The organism is Streptomyces sp. R44 (assembly GCF_041053105.1).
In the GTDB taxonomy this organism is placed as follows: domain Bacteria; phylum Actinomycetota; class Actinomycetes; order Streptomycetales; family Streptomycetaceae; genus Streptomyces.
Genome location: NZ_CP163444.1, coordinates 7,777,648 through 7,795,527 on the forward strand (window position 1 = coordinate 7,777,648; position 17,880 = coordinate 7,795,527).

Sequence of the window (17,880 nt, forward strand, 5' to 3'; positions counted from 1 at the left end):
CGGTCTCAGTCGACAGTGGCGACGTACAGGGGCGAACCCAGCAGCACTATGGATCTGTCTTCCGGATCCGGACTCGGCCCGTGCAGAAGACGCTTGGCAACGAACTCCATCGTCTGCGCCGGCCCTTGCAACGCTTCCACGGTCCGGCGTACCGCGTTCAGAGCCGCCGCTTCTGGAGTAGCACGATGCCCGGGATCGCCGTTGACGAGCGAGTCGATCTCCGGGTCCACGCGGAGCCCATCCAGTAGCGAGGGCAACAGGGACCGGGCGAGTGTCGGGATGCCCCCGGCATCAGGAGACGCCCCCAGGACATGGTGCGTCGAACCGCCCAGACCGACGACGACACCACTGTCGGTGCGACCACCGAAGTACGCCAGCGATGTGCCGTCACTGTCCGTCAACACATTCCACCGCATTGCCAGTTGCTCTCGGAAGAATGTCCCCGGCTCGTCGACCGACCCCAGCTCACCGTGCTTCTCGAGGTGACTGACGACACGGTCCAGGCGACTGATCCGGTCGTCGTTCGGCGTGCTCTCCGTGACATCGCGATAGCTGGCGACCTTCGCGTCGATCCCGAATTCTCTGGTCTTCTTCTGGCCGAACGACGGATCGATCTGCGGCAGCAGCATGTCGACCTTGCTGTCGCTGACGTAGAGGTAGTACCGAAAGCCCAAGGTGCTTCCCCCGCTTCTTACATACCTCGCCCCACGGGCCGGTTGCAGCAATCAGTATGCGTCATGCTGCCTGCCGGTGCTTCAATTCTGGTCATGACATCTTCCTCAAGCGGCGCTCAGTTAGAGCCTGGATGCACCGCAGGATCCCCAGTCATGACGTTCGACACTGAGGGCACCGACATGTTCGGCGAGGGGCAGCGTGACGTCGCCGCGGAACCGGACTATGCGTGAACGCGGATCCGGTGCTGTGGCGCGAGGGTGACCTCATAGACGACCGCTATCGGGTGACGCGGATCCTCGGACAGGGCGGAATGGGCGTGGTGCACCAGGTCCGACATCTCGCATGGGGCGCCGACCTGGCGGTTAAGAGCCCGAAAGGGCAGCGGTGGAACGCTACTCGCCGGGAGCAGTTCGTCACCGAGGCCGAGACCTGGGTGTCGCTGGGGCTGCATCCGCACGTGTGCAGCTGCCATTACGTACGCGTCTTCGACGGAGTCCCGCGCGTCTTCGCCGAGTACGTCCCTGGCGGCAGCCTCCATGACTGGATCCGCGGCCGGAGGCTCTACAACGGGGACCACCGCGGCGTGCTGGCCCGCATGCTCGATCTCGCGATCCAGTTCGCGTGGGGCCTCGAGCACGCGCACAGCCGAGGTCTCGTGCACCAGGACGTCAAACCGGCGAACGTCCTGATCGAGGAGGCGGGGGAAGGCGCCGTCACGGCGAAGGTCACCGACTTCGGCATCGCCCGGGCGCGCGCCGTCGCTCTCGCGGCGGCCGCGGACGACACCGCGCCAGGCGTGAGTGTCCCGGTCTCGGCAGGCGGATACACCCGGAGATACGCCTCGCCCGAGCAAGTAGACGGACTGCCGCTGGGTCGGCGCACCGACGTCTACAGCTACGCGGTCGCAGTACTGGAGATGTTCACCGGAGGAGCGACCTGGCGGGCCGGCGAGGTCGCGGGTGAAGTCCTCGCGCAGCACCGCGCCCATGCGGAAGGCGTTCCCCCGGACGGCGGCCCGCCTCACCTGCCCTCGGACCTTGCCGACCTGCTGGAACGATGCCTGCGCCATGACCCCGCGCACCGACCGGGATCGATGTCCGAGATCGCCGCCGAGCTGACCGGGATTTATCAGCGGGCGTTGGGACACCCCCATCCTCGTCAGATGCCCAAGGCCTCCGAACTGCTGGCGGACGAGTTGAACAACCGTGCCCTCTCCCTGCTCGACCTCGGCAGACCGGGCGATTCCGACCGGTCGTTCACGGCAGCGACAAAAGCCGATCCGCAGCACCTGGCGGCGGCCTACAACCACGGCCTGCGGCGGTGGCGACGCGCGGACATCACCGACGAGAACCTCATCGCCACACTCGACGGCATCCGCGCCGGCGACGACTCCTGGCAGGCCCGGCACCTGCTCGCCCAAGTACACCTGGAACGCGGCGACCTGACCTCCGCCCGCGCGTTGCTGGAGTCGGCACTGCACGAGACTTCTGATGAACCGGACGTCAGAGCGGCGTTACGCGCCGCCCGGTCCCCCCTGGGTGTCGACGCCCGCTGCACCGAGACCTCGGCAATCGCCTGGCGCGGCGAGCAGTCCATCGTGAACCCAGTCCGCATCGCCGCCGACGCGCCGCTCGCGCTGACCGGCGGCCGTGACGGCACGGTGCGATTGTGGGACCTGGACAGCGGGCACTGCCACCTGACGCTCTCTGGGAGCAGCCGTCCGGTGATCGCCGTCGACATCAGTCCAGACGGCACTGTCGGTGCCTCCGCGAGCGGGGACGACACGATTCGAATCTGGGACCTGACCACCGGCCGCGGCCTGTACGAGGTGCGCACGGAGCGGCCGCGCCGACCAGGCAGGGGGTTCGTGGCTCAGGGCGAGTACTACACCGTCCGGATCAGCGCCGACGCACGGTTCGTGCTGTGGGCGGAGGAAGGGAAGGTAACGCTCTGGGACTTCTGGGGAGCTGGACGGACCGTGCTGCACGACGAGGACGACGGAGGCTGGCGGGCAGGGATCGACCTGACCGCTGACGGGCGTCTGGCTCTCTTCGCCGACGGCGATCGGATTCGGATGTGGGAGCCGGCGAGCGGACGCGGGTGGCAGACCGCGCCCATACCCGACGGGATCGCCCCGGGCTTTCTCCGCGTATCCCCCGACGGCCGCTCCGCGGTCACCAGCGGATACGCAGCCGGGACCATCCGTCTGTGGGACTTGGTGAGCGGTCAGTGCGCCCACAGGCTCCAAGGGCACCGCAGTGGGGTAAGGGCACTCTCGTTCAGCGGTGACTCGCGGTTCCTACTCTCCAGCGGACAGGTGGACAGGACTGTCCGATTCTGGGATCTGCGCACCGGCCGTTGCCTGCGAACCTTCGCCCTACCCGAAACGGGTGGCTACGTGGACGAGGTGAGGTTGGCGGGCGACGCCCGCCGTGCGATCTCGGTCAGCGACAACGGCACCGTCGCGCGCTGGACGATGCCGGCCGGACCCATGACCGCCGAAACCGGGAGCGCGATCCTCCAACTGAGCCGGCCACGTCCCGTCACCGACTTAGCCAACCTGAGTAAGAAGGTGGAGGCGCAGGTGGTCTCGGCGGAGCAGGCGATGGCCGACGGACGTCTGCCGGCGGCACTTGACCTGCTCACGCAGGCGCGCGCCACGGCAGGGTACGAACGTCAGTCGCACGTGCTGTCCGCCTGGCGAAAGCTGGCCCGCAAATCGATCCGCACGGTCCTACGCGGCTCCTGGCCCGGCAAGACGCTTGCCACCGGGCACTTCCAGTCGGCCGACCTCTCCCAGGACGGCACGGTAGCCGCGGTCTGCCACACCGACGGCACGGTCCGGCTGTGGGACATCGAGCACGACACCGAACTGCGCGAGATCCGTGTGAACCCCGGCAGGTCGGGCGGGATGGGGGTCTGCCTCAGCCTGAGCGTCGATGGGCGCCGACTCTTGTCCGGTGAGAACGACCGGGTGCGGCTGTGGTCGGTCGACACCGGCGCATGCCTACACACCTTCGACGTGGGCGAACACGAGATATGGTCGGTACGCTTCGCAGCCGACGACAATCACGCGCTTTTCAGCGGCTATCCCTGGACTCAGCTCTGGGACCTGCGCACGGGTTCCGTGTTGTCCACCATGCACGAAAGAGTCACCAGTGTCGCTTGGGCCGGTCCGCTCTCCCTTGCGGCCGCGATCGGCGGGATGCACCGCGACACGGTGCTGGTGCACGAGGTGGCCGACGGCCAACTCGTCCGCAGGGTCGACGCACCACGCCCCCCGGGAAATACGCAGGACCCGACAGGCTATGAAGCCTTCTTCAAGCCGCGTGGCTTGGTCGAATGGAGTTCGGCGGGCCTAAGTGCCGACGGACGCCAACTGCTGACCGGCGACGAGGCCGGGGCCATTCAGCTGTGGGACCTCGCCACCGGGGAACGACTCCGGCAGTTCGAAAAGGAACCGGACCACACACCGTCCAAGCTCCGATTCACCGCCGACGGACGCTTCGCAATCTCCACCGGCCGCGACTTCAAGATCCGGGCGTGGGATGTCGGCACCGGACGGTGCCTGCGTGTCCTCGGTGAACACCGGCAGCCGGTCGACGACATCGTCGTCGCCTCAGACAGCCGTCGCGTGCTCTCATGGAGCCGAGTCGACGGCGCCCGACTGTGGGAGCTCGACTGGGAGCTGGAGGCCCGGGAAGCGGTCGACTGGGACGAGGCCGCAGCGCCCTACCTGGAGGGTTTTCTTGCCCGGCACGGGCAGCACCCGACCGATGCCGACATCGACGGCTTGCTGCGCCTCCTCCAAGACGCCGGTTACGGCTGGCTGCGAGCAGAGGGAGTTCGGGCCGAACTGGATCGCATGGCAGTCGCGCAAAGGAAGCGATGACCCAGTCTGGTGCGGTCGGGCTCGGCGCAGCGTCGCGGCCAAAGACTTCCGAAAGCTCGCTCCCCCTGCTGGTTCTGAAGCGATCCGGGTCTCATAGAGGCTCCGGAGTGTCCCGGATCGCTTCAAACCGACCGCGGGGCACGGTGATCAACAACATCGCCCTTGCCGCCCCGGCCGCATGACGTCAGTCACGCGTTTGAGCCAGGAAAAGGACACGATGGCTCGCAACAATGCGACACGTATGAAGGGCTCCGCCCTCGTGTAATGCGACACGATCTGCGTGGGACACGGTCTCTGCTGACACAACTGCGCGCGGGGTGCCGTCGTCGCCCTCGCTGGTCTCGATCTCGTACAGGCCGGTGGTGGTCATGCGCTCGCCCCCGCGACGGCGGTGTCCAGGAGCGTGACGGCGTCGGCCTGGTACGGGTCGGCGAACAGTTAGGGCCTGTCCGATGGGTCGTATGAGCTGATCAGGAGCGTGGCCTACTGTTCGCTGAACAAGGGGGCCGCATGGCACGCGATACAGCTGAAGCAGAGGCGGGGATGAAGGGGATCAGATTTCCTGCCTGGCACGGAAAGCACTACGTGACGCTGGCTGAGCTACTGGTTCGCCTCGGCAGCTTCGGCCTGGACCTGACCTGGCGCGTCGAGTTCGACGAGATCGTCGATCCCCGCTGTGTCGAGATGGAGAGACGCGCCGACGCCGGCATGGACACGTTGACCTTGTTGTCGTTGACGACCCCCTTCCTCCAGTTGATCGACGCCGAAGCACGTGGGTTCGCGGAGGACCAGCTGGTGCTCGTCCTGACCGAATTCGATAGTTCCTCCTGGGACGTCAGGGCTGTCGACGCGGATTGCTCCGTCGATGAAGCCGCGCCACGTGCTCGCCGAGTCGGAGCCGGCCCCGCCCCCTCGTGGCCGGCCGCTGGCAGGACCCCCGCCGGCACCTGCGCGCACTCCGACGAGATCTGAGAAGCCCCGACCGGCCCCGGAGCCCACCCCGCCCACACACGAAAGGACGTGGCCATGGCCACACTGTGCGAACGCAAGACCTGGCCGCCGCCTGCACATACCTGGCGGGAGAAGAACTGATCACCGTCGACTGGGAGCCGGGCAACACCCCGGCGATGGTCACCCTCACCCACGAGGGAATCCGGCACATGGAGGCCGAGGAGGAAGGAGGGCCACGGGCCCGGCCTGATCCGGGCAGCACACCTATATGCGGGCGAACTCCTCTGTCTGCTGGGCGAACTCCTGGGCCATGGCCGCGCTGACCGTGGGCCTGGTTTCGCCGATCGCGCGCAGGTAGTCCTCGGTGGTGGGGTGGGCCCGGGTCCCGGTGTCGAAGGTGTGCTCGAACTGGATCTGTGAGACGGTGCGCGCCACATGGGCGATGTCGGCGGGGGTGAACCCCTCGCTGGCGGTCGCCAGCGCCGTGCTGTCGGCCTGCGCTCCCGCCCTGGCCAGGTAGCTCTCCCACAGCGCGGTCCTCGCGCGGTCGTCGGGTGGACCGATCGGCAGCACGTAGTCGAACCGGCCGTGCCGCAGGAACGCGGAGTCGAGGGTGATCACGTTGTTCGTGGCGCAGACGAGCAGCCGCCCGTCCTGGCCCCGGAACCGGACGATCGCCTTGAGTAGTTCGTTCACGACGCCGACCGCGGTCGCGTCCGCACCGCTCCGGGTCCCGGCGATCTCCTCGACCTCGTCGATGAAGACCAGGACGTGGTCGAGCCGGGCGATCTCGTCGAAGCGCCGGTTCAGGCCGCTGGCGAGCCCGTACTCGGCGGCCAGTCGGGCGGGGAACAGTTCGAGGAACGGCCATCCCAGACGGCTGGCGATGGCGTGCGCGAACGTGCTCTTCCCCGTCCCGGGCGGCCCGAAGAGCATCACGGCCCGCGGCGGCTCCACTCCGTGCTGGGCGGCCATTTCGGGATGGGCCAGTGGCAGGACCAGGCGCCGCTCGATGAGCTCCTTCTCCTTCTGCATGCCGGCGACCTTCTGCCACAGGTTCCCGGGCGGCAGCTCCGCTCCCAGCGACGCGAGCATGCTGACCGCCTGCGGGGTTACTTGCCCTCGCTTCTCGAAGAAGACCAGGCCCGGACGGGCGTCGAAGCCGCAGTTGTGCAGGGCGGTGGCGCCGGTCTCGCCGTCAGGCAGGACGGCGTGCACGGTTCGGACGCCACCGGCGAACAGCCGGTGCTCCAGGGCCGTGATCAGGTCGCTGCCCAGCCCCTGGTGCCGCCAGGCGGGCGCCATGCTGATGCGCAGGATCCACGCCCGGTCACCGTCCACCCTGCTCACTGCGGCGCCGACCACCACGTCGTCCGCGGTGGCCACCACCGCCGCGTGGTGGGCCTGGAGGGCCGCCACGGCGTCCGAAAGCGGAAAGAGCGGCGGCTCTTCGGCCGTGCCGCTCTCGGCGTCGACTCGGATCACCGATTCGAGATCGTCCTGGGCGTAGTCCCTGACGCGCCAACCCGTCATGATCAGCTCCGTGTGTTCGGCCGTACCCCCATCATCAGCCGATGTGCGCGGGACGCGCCCGTCGGCCTTCAGGCCGGCGGCACTGGAGGGCACGGCTGCGCACCTCACGGCGGCAGAGCCCCGTCCCTCGGCTGCCGTCCTCCGCTCCGTGAGGAAGTCGCAGGCCGGGCTTCCCGACGCGCGACGGGACCCGGCCGCGCCGGCCCTGCGTGAACCGGCCCGCCGGGGAATCCGGGCCGTGAAGGCCGCCGGGCACGGAAGCCGTGTGATGTGCCCGGTCGCCGGGGAGCATCCTGGAAGCCACGCCGCCCGTGCAGCCCGGACGCCGGCCCGCCGCCTGGTTGGAGGCATCAGGATGACCGTCGGAGGCCGCGCGGACCCGGATCGCTCGGAGAGCTTCGGGGAGGAACTGCTCGGGCTGCTCCTGGACGGGGCGCACGAGCTGCCGCCCCATCTGGTCGGCCCGTTTCCTGGTGGTGTCGACGACTGCCGTGGGGTGCGCCGCTGGGCGCCTCGTAGTCCGGCGCGCGGCGCACGACGATCCGTCCGGCTGCGGTCGACCTCACGCCGTTGCTCGCGAACGCCGGCTGAGTGAGGCGGCTCTTCGGTGGATCCCGCGCGATCGGGGCTACTCCGAACGGATCTCCGTGGTGATCGTGTAGAGCTCGATGATGACGCCGTTGTCGGTGCGAGCGATGTCCATGCCGGTTGCCATCGGAGGTTGGCCGACCGGGCCATACTCGAAACCGAGGTGGCCGATGTCGTCGAGGCCCGACGGGGGGCCCGTGGGGCGGAAGACCCAGTCCGGATTCTCAGCGCGCAGCTCCTCGGCACGCTTCGTGAGGTCCGTGTGCCCACGGATGACGCGGTCCGGTTCGTGCCACACCACGTCTTCGGCGTAGTGCTCGGCGACGATCGCGGCCCGGCGGACCGGATCCGGTTCGTTGAACACGTCGAGGAGGTTCACTCGCATCAGATCGGCGGGGGATCTGGTCATGGTGGTTCCTGGTTCCGATTGCGGGCGGGCCGGTCAGGCCACGACGGCCGGGGCCGTCCGCAGGGGTGCGAGCGCGGTGGTCCAGGCGACGACCTGGTCGAGCATGGTGTTGAGTGCGCCCAGGTTGTAGTCGCCGGGCTTGAACACGGTGAAGTTCTCGAATTCGGTGATCATGGAGAGCACGACCTGCTGCCGTACGTCGGCCATCTGGAGTTCGGCGGCGACCTGGCGCAGGTGTTCGGCGGAGCGTGTGCCGCCGGTGGCGCCGTAGGAGACGAGGCCGAGGGCCTTGTTGTTCCACTCGGCGTACAGGTAGTCGAGGGCGTTCTTCAGGACGCCGGGGATGCCGTGGTTGTACTCGGGGGTGACGATGACGAATCCGTCGTATGCGGCGATGGTCTCGGCCCAGCGGCGGGTGTGCTCGTTCTGGTACTGGCCGAACGAGGGCGGCAGCGGCTCGTCGAGGTGGGGGAGGGGGTGGTCGCGCAGGTCGAGCAGCTCGAAGCGGGCGTCGGTGCGGCGCGAGGCATGGTCGAGGACCCAGCGCGCGACCTGGTCGCCGACGCGGTGGGGCCGGGTGCTGCCGAGGATGATCCCGATGGTGAGCATGGTTGGCCTGCCTTCTTGTGGTCCTTGGCCAGGGGCCGCCCGCTGTCTGCGGACGCGCTGCCCGGAAGTTCGGCCATGGGGCGGGCGGTCGGCCCCCTCACCGGCCCGGCCCGCTGTCACCCACGGTGATTTGCCGCGACATCGACGAGCAGTCCAGAGGGTGGCGAACCGTCCGGCGAACGGGCTTGATGGCGTAGGTGCGAGGTGCGGTTGGCGACCCCGGTTCTCCCCAGATCCTCCCCAGCGCTTCCGGATCCCCGAAAGGCCAGCTCAGAGGGCCTGTGAAGGGGAGGGCGAGGAGATCACCCGCATCACTTCTCCCCAGCGCCCTGAATGGGTGGTTTGCGCGGCGATGCATGCGCAAACGGTGCGCGGCGCGTGCTTGAGACAGGTGCCCGCTACGGCCAGCCTCGCCGCTTGAAAATCACGTACAAACTGCCTCATACCACCCCCATCAACCCGATGGCGAAGGGCACCCGAGGCCCCAGCGCAGCTCCGGGCATGGAGTCGAAGCTCATGCCATAAATAGTTCCCACCAGTGTGGGAGCAAAGGGAATCCCGCCCACGACGAGATCTTCAAGGACACCTCCGGCGGCGCCTACTTCTACCTGGACGACCAGGACCGGGTCGTACTCGCCGACTCCCGCCAGCACGTCCTGCGCATCGCCCACCGACAGAAGGCCGGCGGCGCCTGGGAGTTCACCGTCGAGAACGACTGGGACCTCACCGCCCTCGTCCCGCACGACTGCGTCAGCTGGACCAACCTCTTCCCCAGCGGCGTCTGCGACCCCGTCACCTCCGTGATGCCCGACTGGGACGGCCGCATCTGGTGGGTGACCCGCCTCGGCCGCGTCGGCACCGTCGACCCCGCGACGGGCGCCCTGCGCGTGATCCGGCTCGACGGCGAGGAGATCCAGAACTCCTTCTCCGTCGCCGAGGACGGCGTCTCCATCGTCACCGACCACGCCCTGTACGGCTTCCGCGCCGACGCCGACGGCGTCCCGCGGGTCCGGTGGCGCGAGACGTACGACCGGGGGACCGGCACCAAGCCCGGCTCGGTGAACCAGGGTTCGGGCACCACCCCCGACCTCTTCGGCACCCAGGACCAGTACGTCGCCATCACCGACAACGCCGACGACCGCATGAACGTCCTCGTCTACCGCCGGGGCGAGGGCGTGCCCTCCGCCGAGCGGCTCGTCTGCAAGGTGCCCGTCTTCGGCTCCGGCGCCTCCACCACCGACAACTCTCTGATCAGCTGGGGCAACAGCCTCGTCGTCGAGAACAACTACGGCTACGAGAACCCGAGTACGCTCCTCCTCGGCCGCAGCGTCGTCGGCGGCGCGGCCCGGATCGACGTCCGCGCCGACGGCAGCGGCTGCGACACCGTCTGGCAGAGCGACGTCCGCTCGCCCTCCACGGTCCCGAAGCTCTCCACCGCCAACGGACTGCTCTACTTCTACGAGAAGCGCCCCAACTTCTGGGGCATCGACGCCTGGTACCTCACGGCCGTCGACTTCCGCACCGGACAGCGCGCCTTCTCGCGCTTCACCGGCACGGGCCTCTCCTACGACAACAACTGGGCGCCGATCACCATCGGCCCCGACGGCACCGCGTACGTGGGCGTCTTCAACGGCATCGTCGCCGTCCGCGACACCGCCTGACGCACGGCGGCGCGGCGCCCCGTGGCGCCGCGCCGCACCGCTCACTCGAACTCGGGCATGTCCCCGACGGTCGTCTTCTCGTCGATCACCGCGAAGGCGGCACCCTGCGGGTCCACGATCGCAGCGAACCGGCCGAAGGGGCTGTCCATCGGCCCGAACACCTTCCGCCCGCCGAGCGCTTCGGCCCGCTCGACCGCCTTGTCGCAGTTGTCGACGGCGAAGTAGATCTGGATGTACGAGGGGATCTCGGCCGGGAAGTCCTCCGCCGTCATCACCATCCGCCCGAGCACCGGCTGCGGACCGCCCAGGTCGAAGACCCGGTAGTCCATGTGCTCGTCCTTGATCTTCTTGGAACCGAAGCCGAAGACCTCGGTGAAGAAGGCGTCGGCCTTCGCCGGCTCCCGGGTGAAGACCTCGGCCCAGGCGTACGCACCGGGCTCGCCCTCCCGCTCGAAGCCCTCGTGCGCACCGGCCTGCCAGACACCGAACGTGACGCCCGAGGGATCCTGCGCGATGCACATCGAGCCGAAGTCGCCGACCTGCATCGGCTCCATCAGGACGGTGCCGCCCGCGCCCCGGATCTTCTCCGCCGTCGCCGCGACGTCCGGCGAGGCGAAGTACAGACACCAGGCCGACTGCGGCTCCCCGTCCTGCCCCGGCATCGGCGGAACGACGGCCGCGACCGCCTTCCCGTTCTTGTACGCCTGCGTGTAGTTGCCGAATTCCGAGGCGGACTCGCCGAAGGTCCAGCCGAGCACATCGCCGTAGAACGTCTTCGCGCCCTCGACGTCGGTGAACATCGCGTCGGTCCAGACCGGCGTGCCTTCAGGTCGTGCGGCCATGACGGTGACTCCCACTTCCGATTCGATGATGTGTTCCTCCGGCCACGCTAGCCACGCTCGCCGGGGCCCGCGCGGTGACGCACCGCAGCTCCCGGATTCAGCCGGGAAGCCGGCCCAGGGCATAGCGGTGGAACGGGCCGTCCGGGATCGGGAGCCCGGGCCGCCACAGCCGCAGCACCTGCGCCGACGGCAGGAACAGGGCCTCCGGCAGCCGGTCCGGGTCCGTCCACTCCCAGCGCTCGATCTTCTCCGGCTCCGCCACGGCGGGCACCCCCCGGAAGCCGCGCACGGCCGTGGCCGCCGTCATCCGGGTCAGCCGCGCCGAGGTCACGGTGTCCATGAGCAGCCCGAGGACCTCCACGTCGGCGGCGTCCGCGAGGAGCGTGGTCTCCTCTGCCAGCTCGCGCACCGCCGCCTCCTCGATCGACTCGCCCGGCTCGACCTTGCCGCCCGGCAGCTCCCACACCCCGGAGCGGTCCAGGCCCAGGAGAACCCGGCCGGCCTCGTCGGTCACCACGACCCCCGCGCCGAGCGAGGCCCCGGCGGACGGCGGCTGGACGTTGCGGCGGGCGGTGGCGGCGTGATCTGCGGTCGTCATGGGCCCTGTGTACCAGGCGCCCCGACACGCCCGCCGGGCGCGATCCTCCCCGCGCAATAAAAAAGAAGAAACCCCTTGAAACGGGTGAAAAAGGGAGGACACTCGTTCTTAGTGAGCGTTTTACTTATGCTCATGCCAGTTTGATGCGATTCTGAATCGTCGGCCTCGTAGGGTGACCGCACCTTATCCACCGGAATGTGTCTCTTCTTGAAGGCTACGGGCCAGGGAAACAGCTCGGTCTGCCCCAGAACATCCTGTCTCGATTACGCAAGCACCAGTTCGCGGCATACCCGGGCGCATACCAACGCTCCCCATACCCCCGCACACGCCCTCCCCGGCAGCCACCAGCGCCAGTAATCCCACATCATGCGACCACCCCGGCCCTACCCCAGCGACCTGTCCGACGCGCGATGGGAACTGATCCGCCCCACCCTCGAAACCTGGCGCCAGGCCCGCGCCGGGATCCGCCGGCCCCACCACGACCTGCGGGCCCTGATGAACGCGATCCTCTACGTCGACCGCACCGGCATCCCCTGGCGCTATCTGCCCCACGACTTCCCACCCTGGCAGAGCGTCTACGGCTACTTCGCCCACTGGCAGAACGACGGCATCTTCGACCAACTCAACGGCCTCCTACGCGGCCTGCTCCGCCAGGCCGAAGGCCGCGAACCAGAACCCACCGCCTGCCTGCTCGACTCCCAGAGCATCAAGACCTCCGCCAACGTCCACCTCGCCGACCAGGGCATCGACCCCGCGAAAAAGATCCTCGGCCGCAAGCGGCACATCGCCACCGACACCCTCGGCCTCCTCCTCGCCGTTCTCGTCACCGCCGCCAGCGTCCACGACTCCGCCGCCGGCACCCGTCTCATCGACGACATCGCCGCCCGCCACCCCACCATCACCAAAGCCTGGGCCGACAACGGCTACAAGAACAAAGCCATCGAACACGCAGCCACCCGCGGCATCGACCTCGAGATCGTCCAACGCGACCCCCACACCCGCGGTTTCACCGTCCAACCCCGCCGCTGGGTCATCGAAAGAACCCTCGGCTGGCTCATGCACCACCGCCGCCTGGCCCGCGACTACGAAACCCACCCACACAGATCAGCAGCCATGATCCAAATCGCCGCCATCAGCCTCATGACGCGACGCCTCACCCAACAGAACACACCCAACTGGCGCGACACCTGACCACAAACGAAACAGACAACCGAGAATCAAACGCTCACTTACACCGGACAACCGGAAAGAGCCGCACTCGCCCACGGAGACGTCCGAAGGCCCGCGTGACCCTGATCTCGGCTCTGGCCAGGCCCCCGGCGGGGCCGGTCGGGCACGGAGCCGTCGGCGACGGCCGACGACCGCGCGAACCGACACGGACCGCCGGGGACTGTCATGTCCGGGGCCCGGCAGGCGGCACCACCGCCACCGGACAGTGCGCGTGATGCAGCACTGCGTGCGCGACGGAACCGATGAGCAGCGTCCCCAAGCGGTGCCGGTGATGCCGCCCCACCACCACGAGGCCCGCCTCCAGGGAACCCTCCACGAGCCGGCCCGCGGCGTCCCCCGGCACCACCACCGGGACGAGCTCCACCCCCGGCCACCGCGCCGCGAACGGCCGCAGCCGCTCCTCCTGCTCCAGCCCCGCGTCCTTCACGAGCTCCTCCGCGTCGTCCGCGAGCGGCAGCGGCGGCGGCACCTGGAGCGCCGGCGAAGGAGCCGCGAGGAGCGCACCCTGCGGCGGCGGCAGCCGGAGCGCGGTCACCACCTCCAGCGGTACGCCCCGGTGGCGGGCCGCCTCGAAGGCGAAGTCGAGCACCTCGTCCGAGGTCTCCTCCGGGTGCAGCCCGAGCAGCACCCGGCCCGCCGCGGCCCCGTCCTCGAGCGCGGCGGCGCGCGCCTCGTGCGGCACGACGACCAGTGGGCAGGGCGCCGTCAGGGCCAGAGTCCGGCTGGTCGACCCGAGGAGCAGGCTCGCGAAGCCGCCGTGCCCCCGGGAACCGGTCACCAGGAGCCGCGCGCCCCGCGCCGCCGCCGGCAGCGCGTCCGTCACGGACCCGTCCAGCGACTCGTACCGCACCGGGACGCGATGCCCCCGCTCCTCGACCACCGTCCGTACGGCCCGCGTGACCGTGTCGGGAAGCTCCGGCGTCTTCCCCAGGGAGGCGATACGGGCGGCGCCCAGCTGGAGCGCCTCCGAGCGCACATGGGCCACCACCAGCGGCGCCCCGAGGCCCTCCGCGGCGCTCAGCGCCCACTCCAGGGCCCGGAGACTGTGCTCCGAGCCGTCCACGCCGACGACGACCGGCGGCTCGTACGCCGTGCTGGTGTCACTCATGGGGGAATGACTCCCGCACACGGAGAAACGCCACGCCGGTCCGGTCCGAAGTGCTTCGGACCGGACCGGCGCGGGTCGGGGAGCGTCAGGCGCCCTGCTGCTTGCGCGCCCGCTCCTCGTTGCGCTCCTTGATGCGGATGGTCTCCTTGCGGACCTCCGCCTGGGTGGCCCGCTCCTTCTGGAGCCACTCGGGGGACTCCTCGCGGAGCGCCTGGATCTGCTCGGTGGTCAGCGGCTCGGTGATGCCACCGCGCGCGAGACCGGCGATGGAGACGCCCAGCCGCGTCGCGACCACCGGGCGGGGGTGCGGACCGTTCTTGCGCAGCTCCTGGAGCCAGGCGGGCGGGTTGGCCTGGAGCTCGGTCAGCTCGGCGCGCGAGACGACACCCTCCTGGAACTCTGCGGGGGTGGCCTCGAGGTACACACCCAGCTTCTTCGCCGCGGTCGCGGGCTTCATGGTCTGGGTGTTCTGGTGCGACGTCATGGTGTCAAGGGTATCGAGCATGCGGCCGAGCTCCGACCACGGCAGCTACCGGTAACCTGGCGGGGTGACAGGCTCGGACGCTTCCCCCGCGGATACCCCCACTTCCCCCTCCTCCTTCCGGCTCGCCTACGTGCCGGGAGCGACACCCGCGAAGTGGGTGCGGATCTGGAACGAGCGCCTGCCCGACGTGCCCCTGACCCTCCACGCCGTGACCCCGGCGGAGGCGTTCGCCGTGCTCCGGGAGGGCGCCGCCGACGCGGGTCTCGTCCGGCTGCCGGTCGACCGGGACGACCTCAGCGCGATCCCGCTCTACACGGAGACGACGGTCGTCGTCATCCCCAAGGACCACCTGTTCGCGGCGGTGGAGGAGGTCTCGGCGGAGGACCTCGCCGAGGAGCTCGTCCTGCACCCCCTCGACGACACCCTCGGCTGGGAGCAGCCGCCCGGCCGCCCCGCCATGGAGCGCCCCGCGACGACCGCCGACGCGATCGAACTGGTCGCCGCGGGCATCGGCGTGCTCGCCGTCCCGCAGTCGCTGGCCCGGCTGCACCACCGCAAGGACCTCACCTACCGGACCCTCGTCGGCGTCCCGCAGTCGCGGGTGGCCCTGTCCTGGCCGGCGGCGGACGAGGCGCCCGACCTGGTCGAGGAGTTCATCGGCATCGTCCGCGGCCGCACCGTGAACAGCACCCGGGGCCGCCGCGCCGAGGAGAAGAAGGGCCAGAAGCAGCCCAGGGAGCAGAAGCCGGCGCGGGCGGCGAAGCCCCGTGCCGGAGGGAAGCCGGGCGCCGGGTCCCGTACCGGCGGGAAGCCCGCCGCCTCCCGCAAGGGCGGCGCGGGCTCCGGCCGGAGCGGGAAGCCGCGCCGCGGCCGCGGCTGAACCGTCCGCACGGCGGACGCCCCGCGCCCGGCCCCCGGCGGCTCGGCATACTGACCCCTCCTGATCACCGAGATCATCCAGGAGGAGCTTTGGCCGCCAGTTTCAGGACCGTCGTCGAGGTGGCACCGGACCACCTCGACCAGGCCCGGTCCATCGACCGGGTGTTCCAGGAGGCGATCGCCCCGGCGACCGTCAACTTCGACTTCGAGGCGATCCACCAGGCGGCCTCGGCCGTCCCGGACAGCGACGTGGTGAAGATGGTCCGGGGCTGGGGGCTCCAGGAGCACGCCCCCGTCCTCGTGATGGTCCTCTCCCTCAAGGAGGCCGTCCGCCAGGCGCTGCCGCCGGAGTGCGCGGAGGCCGGTTTCTGGGCCACGGTCGAGCGGGAGCTCGTCCAGGCCTTCACCGGGCTCGCCGCGCAGGAGGGACAGCCCGGACTCTCCTTCTACGAGGAGTCCGGGGACCGCACCCGCTTCTACCGGGACCTGTTCTTCGCCCTCCAGGACGAGGAGACCGGGGACCACATGTACGCCCTGGCCTTCTGCGTCGACGTGACCGTCGAGCTGCCGAAGGACCGGACCCTCGCGCTCGAACTGACCGACATCGTGCCCTTCGCGGTGCGGCTCAACGCGATCGTGGTCCGCCAGGCCCTGAGCGTCTCCGTCTGAAGGTACGGGTGACCCGTACCGGCCCGCCGTCCCGGGCCGGATCCCCCTCGGAGGAACAGCTCAGCCCGGCAGGCGCAGCCGCCTGCCCCGTGCCGCCGCGACCAGCTCCGGCACCGTGGCGAGCTTGACCCGGGGGCGCCCCGCGTCCCGGCCCCGCGCCCGCTCCGCCCGGTCGATGGAGGCGAGACCGCGCGCGTCGACGAGCCCCCGTCCGCTGCGGCTCCGCGCGAGCCGCCGGAACTCCTGGGACGTGCCCGTCGGCTTCGGCAGCGCCCCGGCGACCGCGTCCGCGAGCAGCGTCCCGACCGTCTCCTCCGCGCACGCCCGGTTGGCCCCGATGCCCCCGGACGGTCCCCGCTTGATCCAGCCCACGACGTAGCTGCCCGGCAGCCCCGCCACCCGGCCCGCCTCGTGCGGCACGGTGCCGGTCGCCTCGTCGAACGGCAGCCCCGCGAGCGGCACTCCGCGGTAGCCGATGGCCCGGACGAGCAGCCCCGCCCCGATCTCCGTACCGGACGCCGAACCGTCCTGCGTCACCCGGACCGCCCGTACGCGGCCGTCGCCCAGCGCCTCGACCGGGGCGGAGTGGAAGCGCAGCACGATCCGGCGCCCCTCCGGCGCGGGCGCCCGTGTCCAGTCCACCGCCTCTCGGGCCACCCCCCGCAGGAGCGCGGCCTTCGCCCCGGCCTCCGCCGCGTCGATCGCCACGCCGGTGCGCGGATCGGTGTCGTCGACGACCAGGTCGACCCCGGGCAGATGCTTCAGGGCGAGCAGTTCGGAGGTGGTGTACGCGGCGTCCTCGGGGCCCCGGCGGCCGAGCAGCACCACCTCGCGGACCCGGGCGTCGCGCAGGGCGGCGAGCGCGTGGTCGGCGATGTCCGTACGGGCCAGCGCGTCGGGGTCCGAGACGAGGACGCGGGCGACGTCGAGCGCCACGTTGCCGTTGCCGACCACGACGACCCGCTCGGCGGAGAGCCGCACGGCGTCCGCGCCCGTCTCCGGGTGCGCGTTGTACCAGGAGACGACGGAGGTCGCCGAGACGCTGCCCGGCAGGTCCTCGCCGGGGATGCCGAGCCGCCGGTCGGAGGGCGCGCCCACCGCGTAGATCACGGCGTCGTGGTGCGCGGCGAGTTCCTCCGGGGTGACGTCCCGGCCGATCTCGACGCCGAGCCGCATGCGGACCCGGGGGTGCGCGTGGAAGCGGGCGAAGGTCTCGCCGGCGCCCCTGGTCGCCGGGTGGTCCGGTGCCACGCCGTACCGGACGAGGCCGCCGGCGACCGGCAGTCGGTCGATCAGCGTCACCTCGGCGTTGGTGTGCAGGAGGAGGTCCTCGGCGGCGTACATGCCGGCCGGTCCCGTGCCGACGACCGCCACCCGGATCGGGGCGAAGTCGGCCGGGATCGAGCGGTCGAAGACGGGCTCGCCCCAGGGGTGGAAGGTCGGCGAGGCGAGGACCGGCGCGGGCTCGCGGTCCGCGTAGTAGGCGGCGTTGATCCCCTCGTACTCCCGCAGCCGCGCGGTGAGCCGGTCGGCCGGGAAGATCGCGTCGACGGGGCAGGCGTCGGCGCAGGCCCCGCAGTCGATGCAGCTCTTCGGGTCGATGTACAGCATCTCCGTGGTGCCGAAGTCGGGCTCGTCCGGCGTCGGGTGGATGCAGTTGACCGGGCACACGGCGACGCAGGTGGCGTCGTTGCAGCAGGTCTGGGTGATGGCGTAGGTCATGTCGTCGGCTCAGCTCGGATCCGGGGGAGG

At 70.2% G+C, this 17,880-nt stretch carries 14 protein-coding genes and 2 pseudogenes; 6 read left to right on the forward strand and 10 right to left on the reverse strand.

The window, feature by feature from the left end:
* Positions 1 to 5: 5 nt before the first annotated feature.
* Positions 6 to 674, reverse strand: a complete 669-nt coding sequence (locus tag AB5J54_RS36120; RefSeq protein ID WP_369148150.1) for an SAVMC3_10250 family protein — start codon at positions 672 to 674, stop codon at positions 6 to 8.
* A 227-nt stretch (positions 675 to 901) separates the two neighbouring features.
* Here AB5J54_RS36120 and AB5J54_RS36125 point away from each other — a divergent pair, with 227 nt between their 5' ends.
* Complete coding sequence (locus AB5J54_RS36125) at positions 902 to 4,567, forward strand: protein kinase (RefSeq protein ID WP_369148151.1); 3,666 nt, start codon at positions 902 to 904, stop codon at positions 4,565 to 4,567.
* A 510-nt stretch (positions 4,568 to 5,077) separates the two neighbouring features.
* Positions 5,078 to 5,539, forward strand: coding sequence for a hypothetical protein (locus AB5J54_RS36130; RefSeq protein ID WP_369148152.1), 462 nt, complete (start codon positions 5,078 to 5,080; stop codon positions 5,537 to 5,539).
* A 243-nt stretch (positions 5,540 to 5,782) separates the two neighbouring features.
* Here the strand turns inward: AB5J54_RS36130 and AB5J54_RS36135 are convergent, their stop codons facing one another.
* The 4 genes and pseudogenes from AB5J54_RS36135 to AB5J54_RS36150 form a co-directional block, all read right to left on the reverse strand.
* Positions 5,783 to 7,051 carry an ATP-binding protein gene (locus tag AB5J54_RS36135; RefSeq protein WP_369148153.1) on the reverse strand — a complete coding sequence of 423 codons (1,269 nt, stop codon included), beginning with the start codon at positions 7,049 to 7,051 and terminating at the stop codon, positions 5,783 to 5,785.
* A gap of 628 nt (positions 7,052 to 7,679) precedes the next feature.
* Positions 7,680 to 8,048: a nuclear transport factor 2 family protein gene (locus AB5J54_RS36140; RefSeq protein WP_369148154.1), complete on the reverse strand. Its 369-nt coding sequence runs from the start codon at positions 8,046 to 8,048 to the stop codon at positions 7,680 to 7,682.
* 33 nt (positions 8,049 to 8,081) lie between these two features.
* A complete protein-coding gene (locus AB5J54_RS36145; RefSeq protein WP_369148155.1) occupies positions 8,082 to 8,657 on the reverse strand; it encodes an NADPH-dependent FMN reductase in 576 nt (191 codons plus the stop codon).
* Between the two features lie 440 nt (positions 8,658 to 9,097).
* Positions 9,098 to 9,214: pseudogene (locus AB5J54_RS36150) on the reverse strand (transporter); the annotation flags it as partial.
* Positions 9,215 to 9,226: 12 nt separating this feature from the next.
* On the opposite strand from AB5J54_RS36150, the pseudogene AB5J54_RS36155 reads away from it, so the two are divergent.
* Positions 9,227 to 10,318, forward strand: a pseudogene (locus tag AB5J54_RS36155) (hypothetical protein); the annotation flags it as partial.
* Positions 10,319 to 10,359: 41 nt separating this feature from the next.
* Here the strand turns inward: AB5J54_RS36155 and AB5J54_RS36160 are convergent.
* Positions 10,360 to 11,160, reverse strand: coding sequence for a VOC family protein (locus AB5J54_RS36160; RefSeq protein ID WP_369148156.1), 801 nt, complete (start codon positions 11,158 to 11,160; stop codon positions 10,360 to 10,362).
* Between the two features lie 97 nt (positions 11,161 to 11,257).
* A complete protein-coding gene (locus tag AB5J54_RS36165; RefSeq protein WP_369148157.1) occupies positions 11,258 to 11,758 on the reverse strand; it encodes an NUDIX hydrolase in 501 nt (166 codons plus the stop codon).
* 366 nt (positions 11,759 to 12,124) lie between these two features.
* Between AB5J54_RS36165 and AB5J54_RS36170 the strand changes: the two genes are divergently transcribed.
* The gene (locus tag AB5J54_RS36170; protein ID WP_369147653.1) at positions 12,125 to 12,949 is read left to right on the forward strand and encodes an IS5 family transposase; all 825 of its coding nucleotides are present in this window, start codon (positions 12,125 to 12,127) and stop codon (positions 12,947 to 12,949) included.
* Positions 12,950 to 13,151: 202 nt separating this feature from the next.
* On the opposite strand, the gene AB5J54_RS36175 is transcribed toward AB5J54_RS36170, so the two are convergent.
* The gene (locus AB5J54_RS36175; RefSeq protein WP_369148158.1) at positions 13,152 to 14,096 is read right to left on the reverse strand and encodes a universal stress protein; all 945 of its coding nucleotides are present in this window, start codon (positions 14,094 to 14,096) and stop codon (positions 13,152 to 13,154) included.
* A gap of 85 nt (positions 14,097 to 14,181) precedes the next feature.
* Entirely contained in the window at positions 14,182 to 14,580 is a 399-nt protein-coding gene (locus tag AB5J54_RS36180; RefSeq protein WP_369148159.1) for a DUF5997 family protein, read from the reverse strand.
* Positions 14,581 to 14,644: 64 nt separating this feature from the next.
* Between AB5J54_RS36180 and AB5J54_RS36185 the strand changes: the two genes are divergently transcribed.
* Together AB5J54_RS36185 and AB5J54_RS36190 are read left to right on the forward strand one after the other, a co-directional pair.
* Positions 14,645 to 15,460, forward strand: a complete 816-nt coding sequence (locus tag AB5J54_RS36185; protein WP_369148160.1) for a LysR family transcriptional regulator substrate-binding protein — start codon at positions 14,645 to 14,647, stop codon at positions 15,458 to 15,460.
* Positions 15,461 to 15,549: 89 nt separating this feature from the next.
* Positions 15,550 to 16,128, forward strand: coding sequence for a Type-2Aa cytolytic delta-endotoxin (locus AB5J54_RS36190; protein WP_369148161.1), 579 nt, complete (start codon positions 15,550 to 15,552; stop codon positions 16,126 to 16,128).
* A gap of 60 nt (positions 16,129 to 16,188) precedes the next feature.
* Here AB5J54_RS36190 and AB5J54_RS36195 read toward each other — a convergent pair whose 3' ends face one another.
* Positions 16,189 to 17,850, reverse strand: a complete 1,662-nt coding sequence (locus tag AB5J54_RS36195) for an FAD-dependent oxidoreductase (RefSeq protein WP_369148162.1) — start codon at positions 17,848 to 17,850, stop codon at positions 16,189 to 16,191.
* Positions 17,851 to 17,880: the final 30 nt, after the last annotated feature.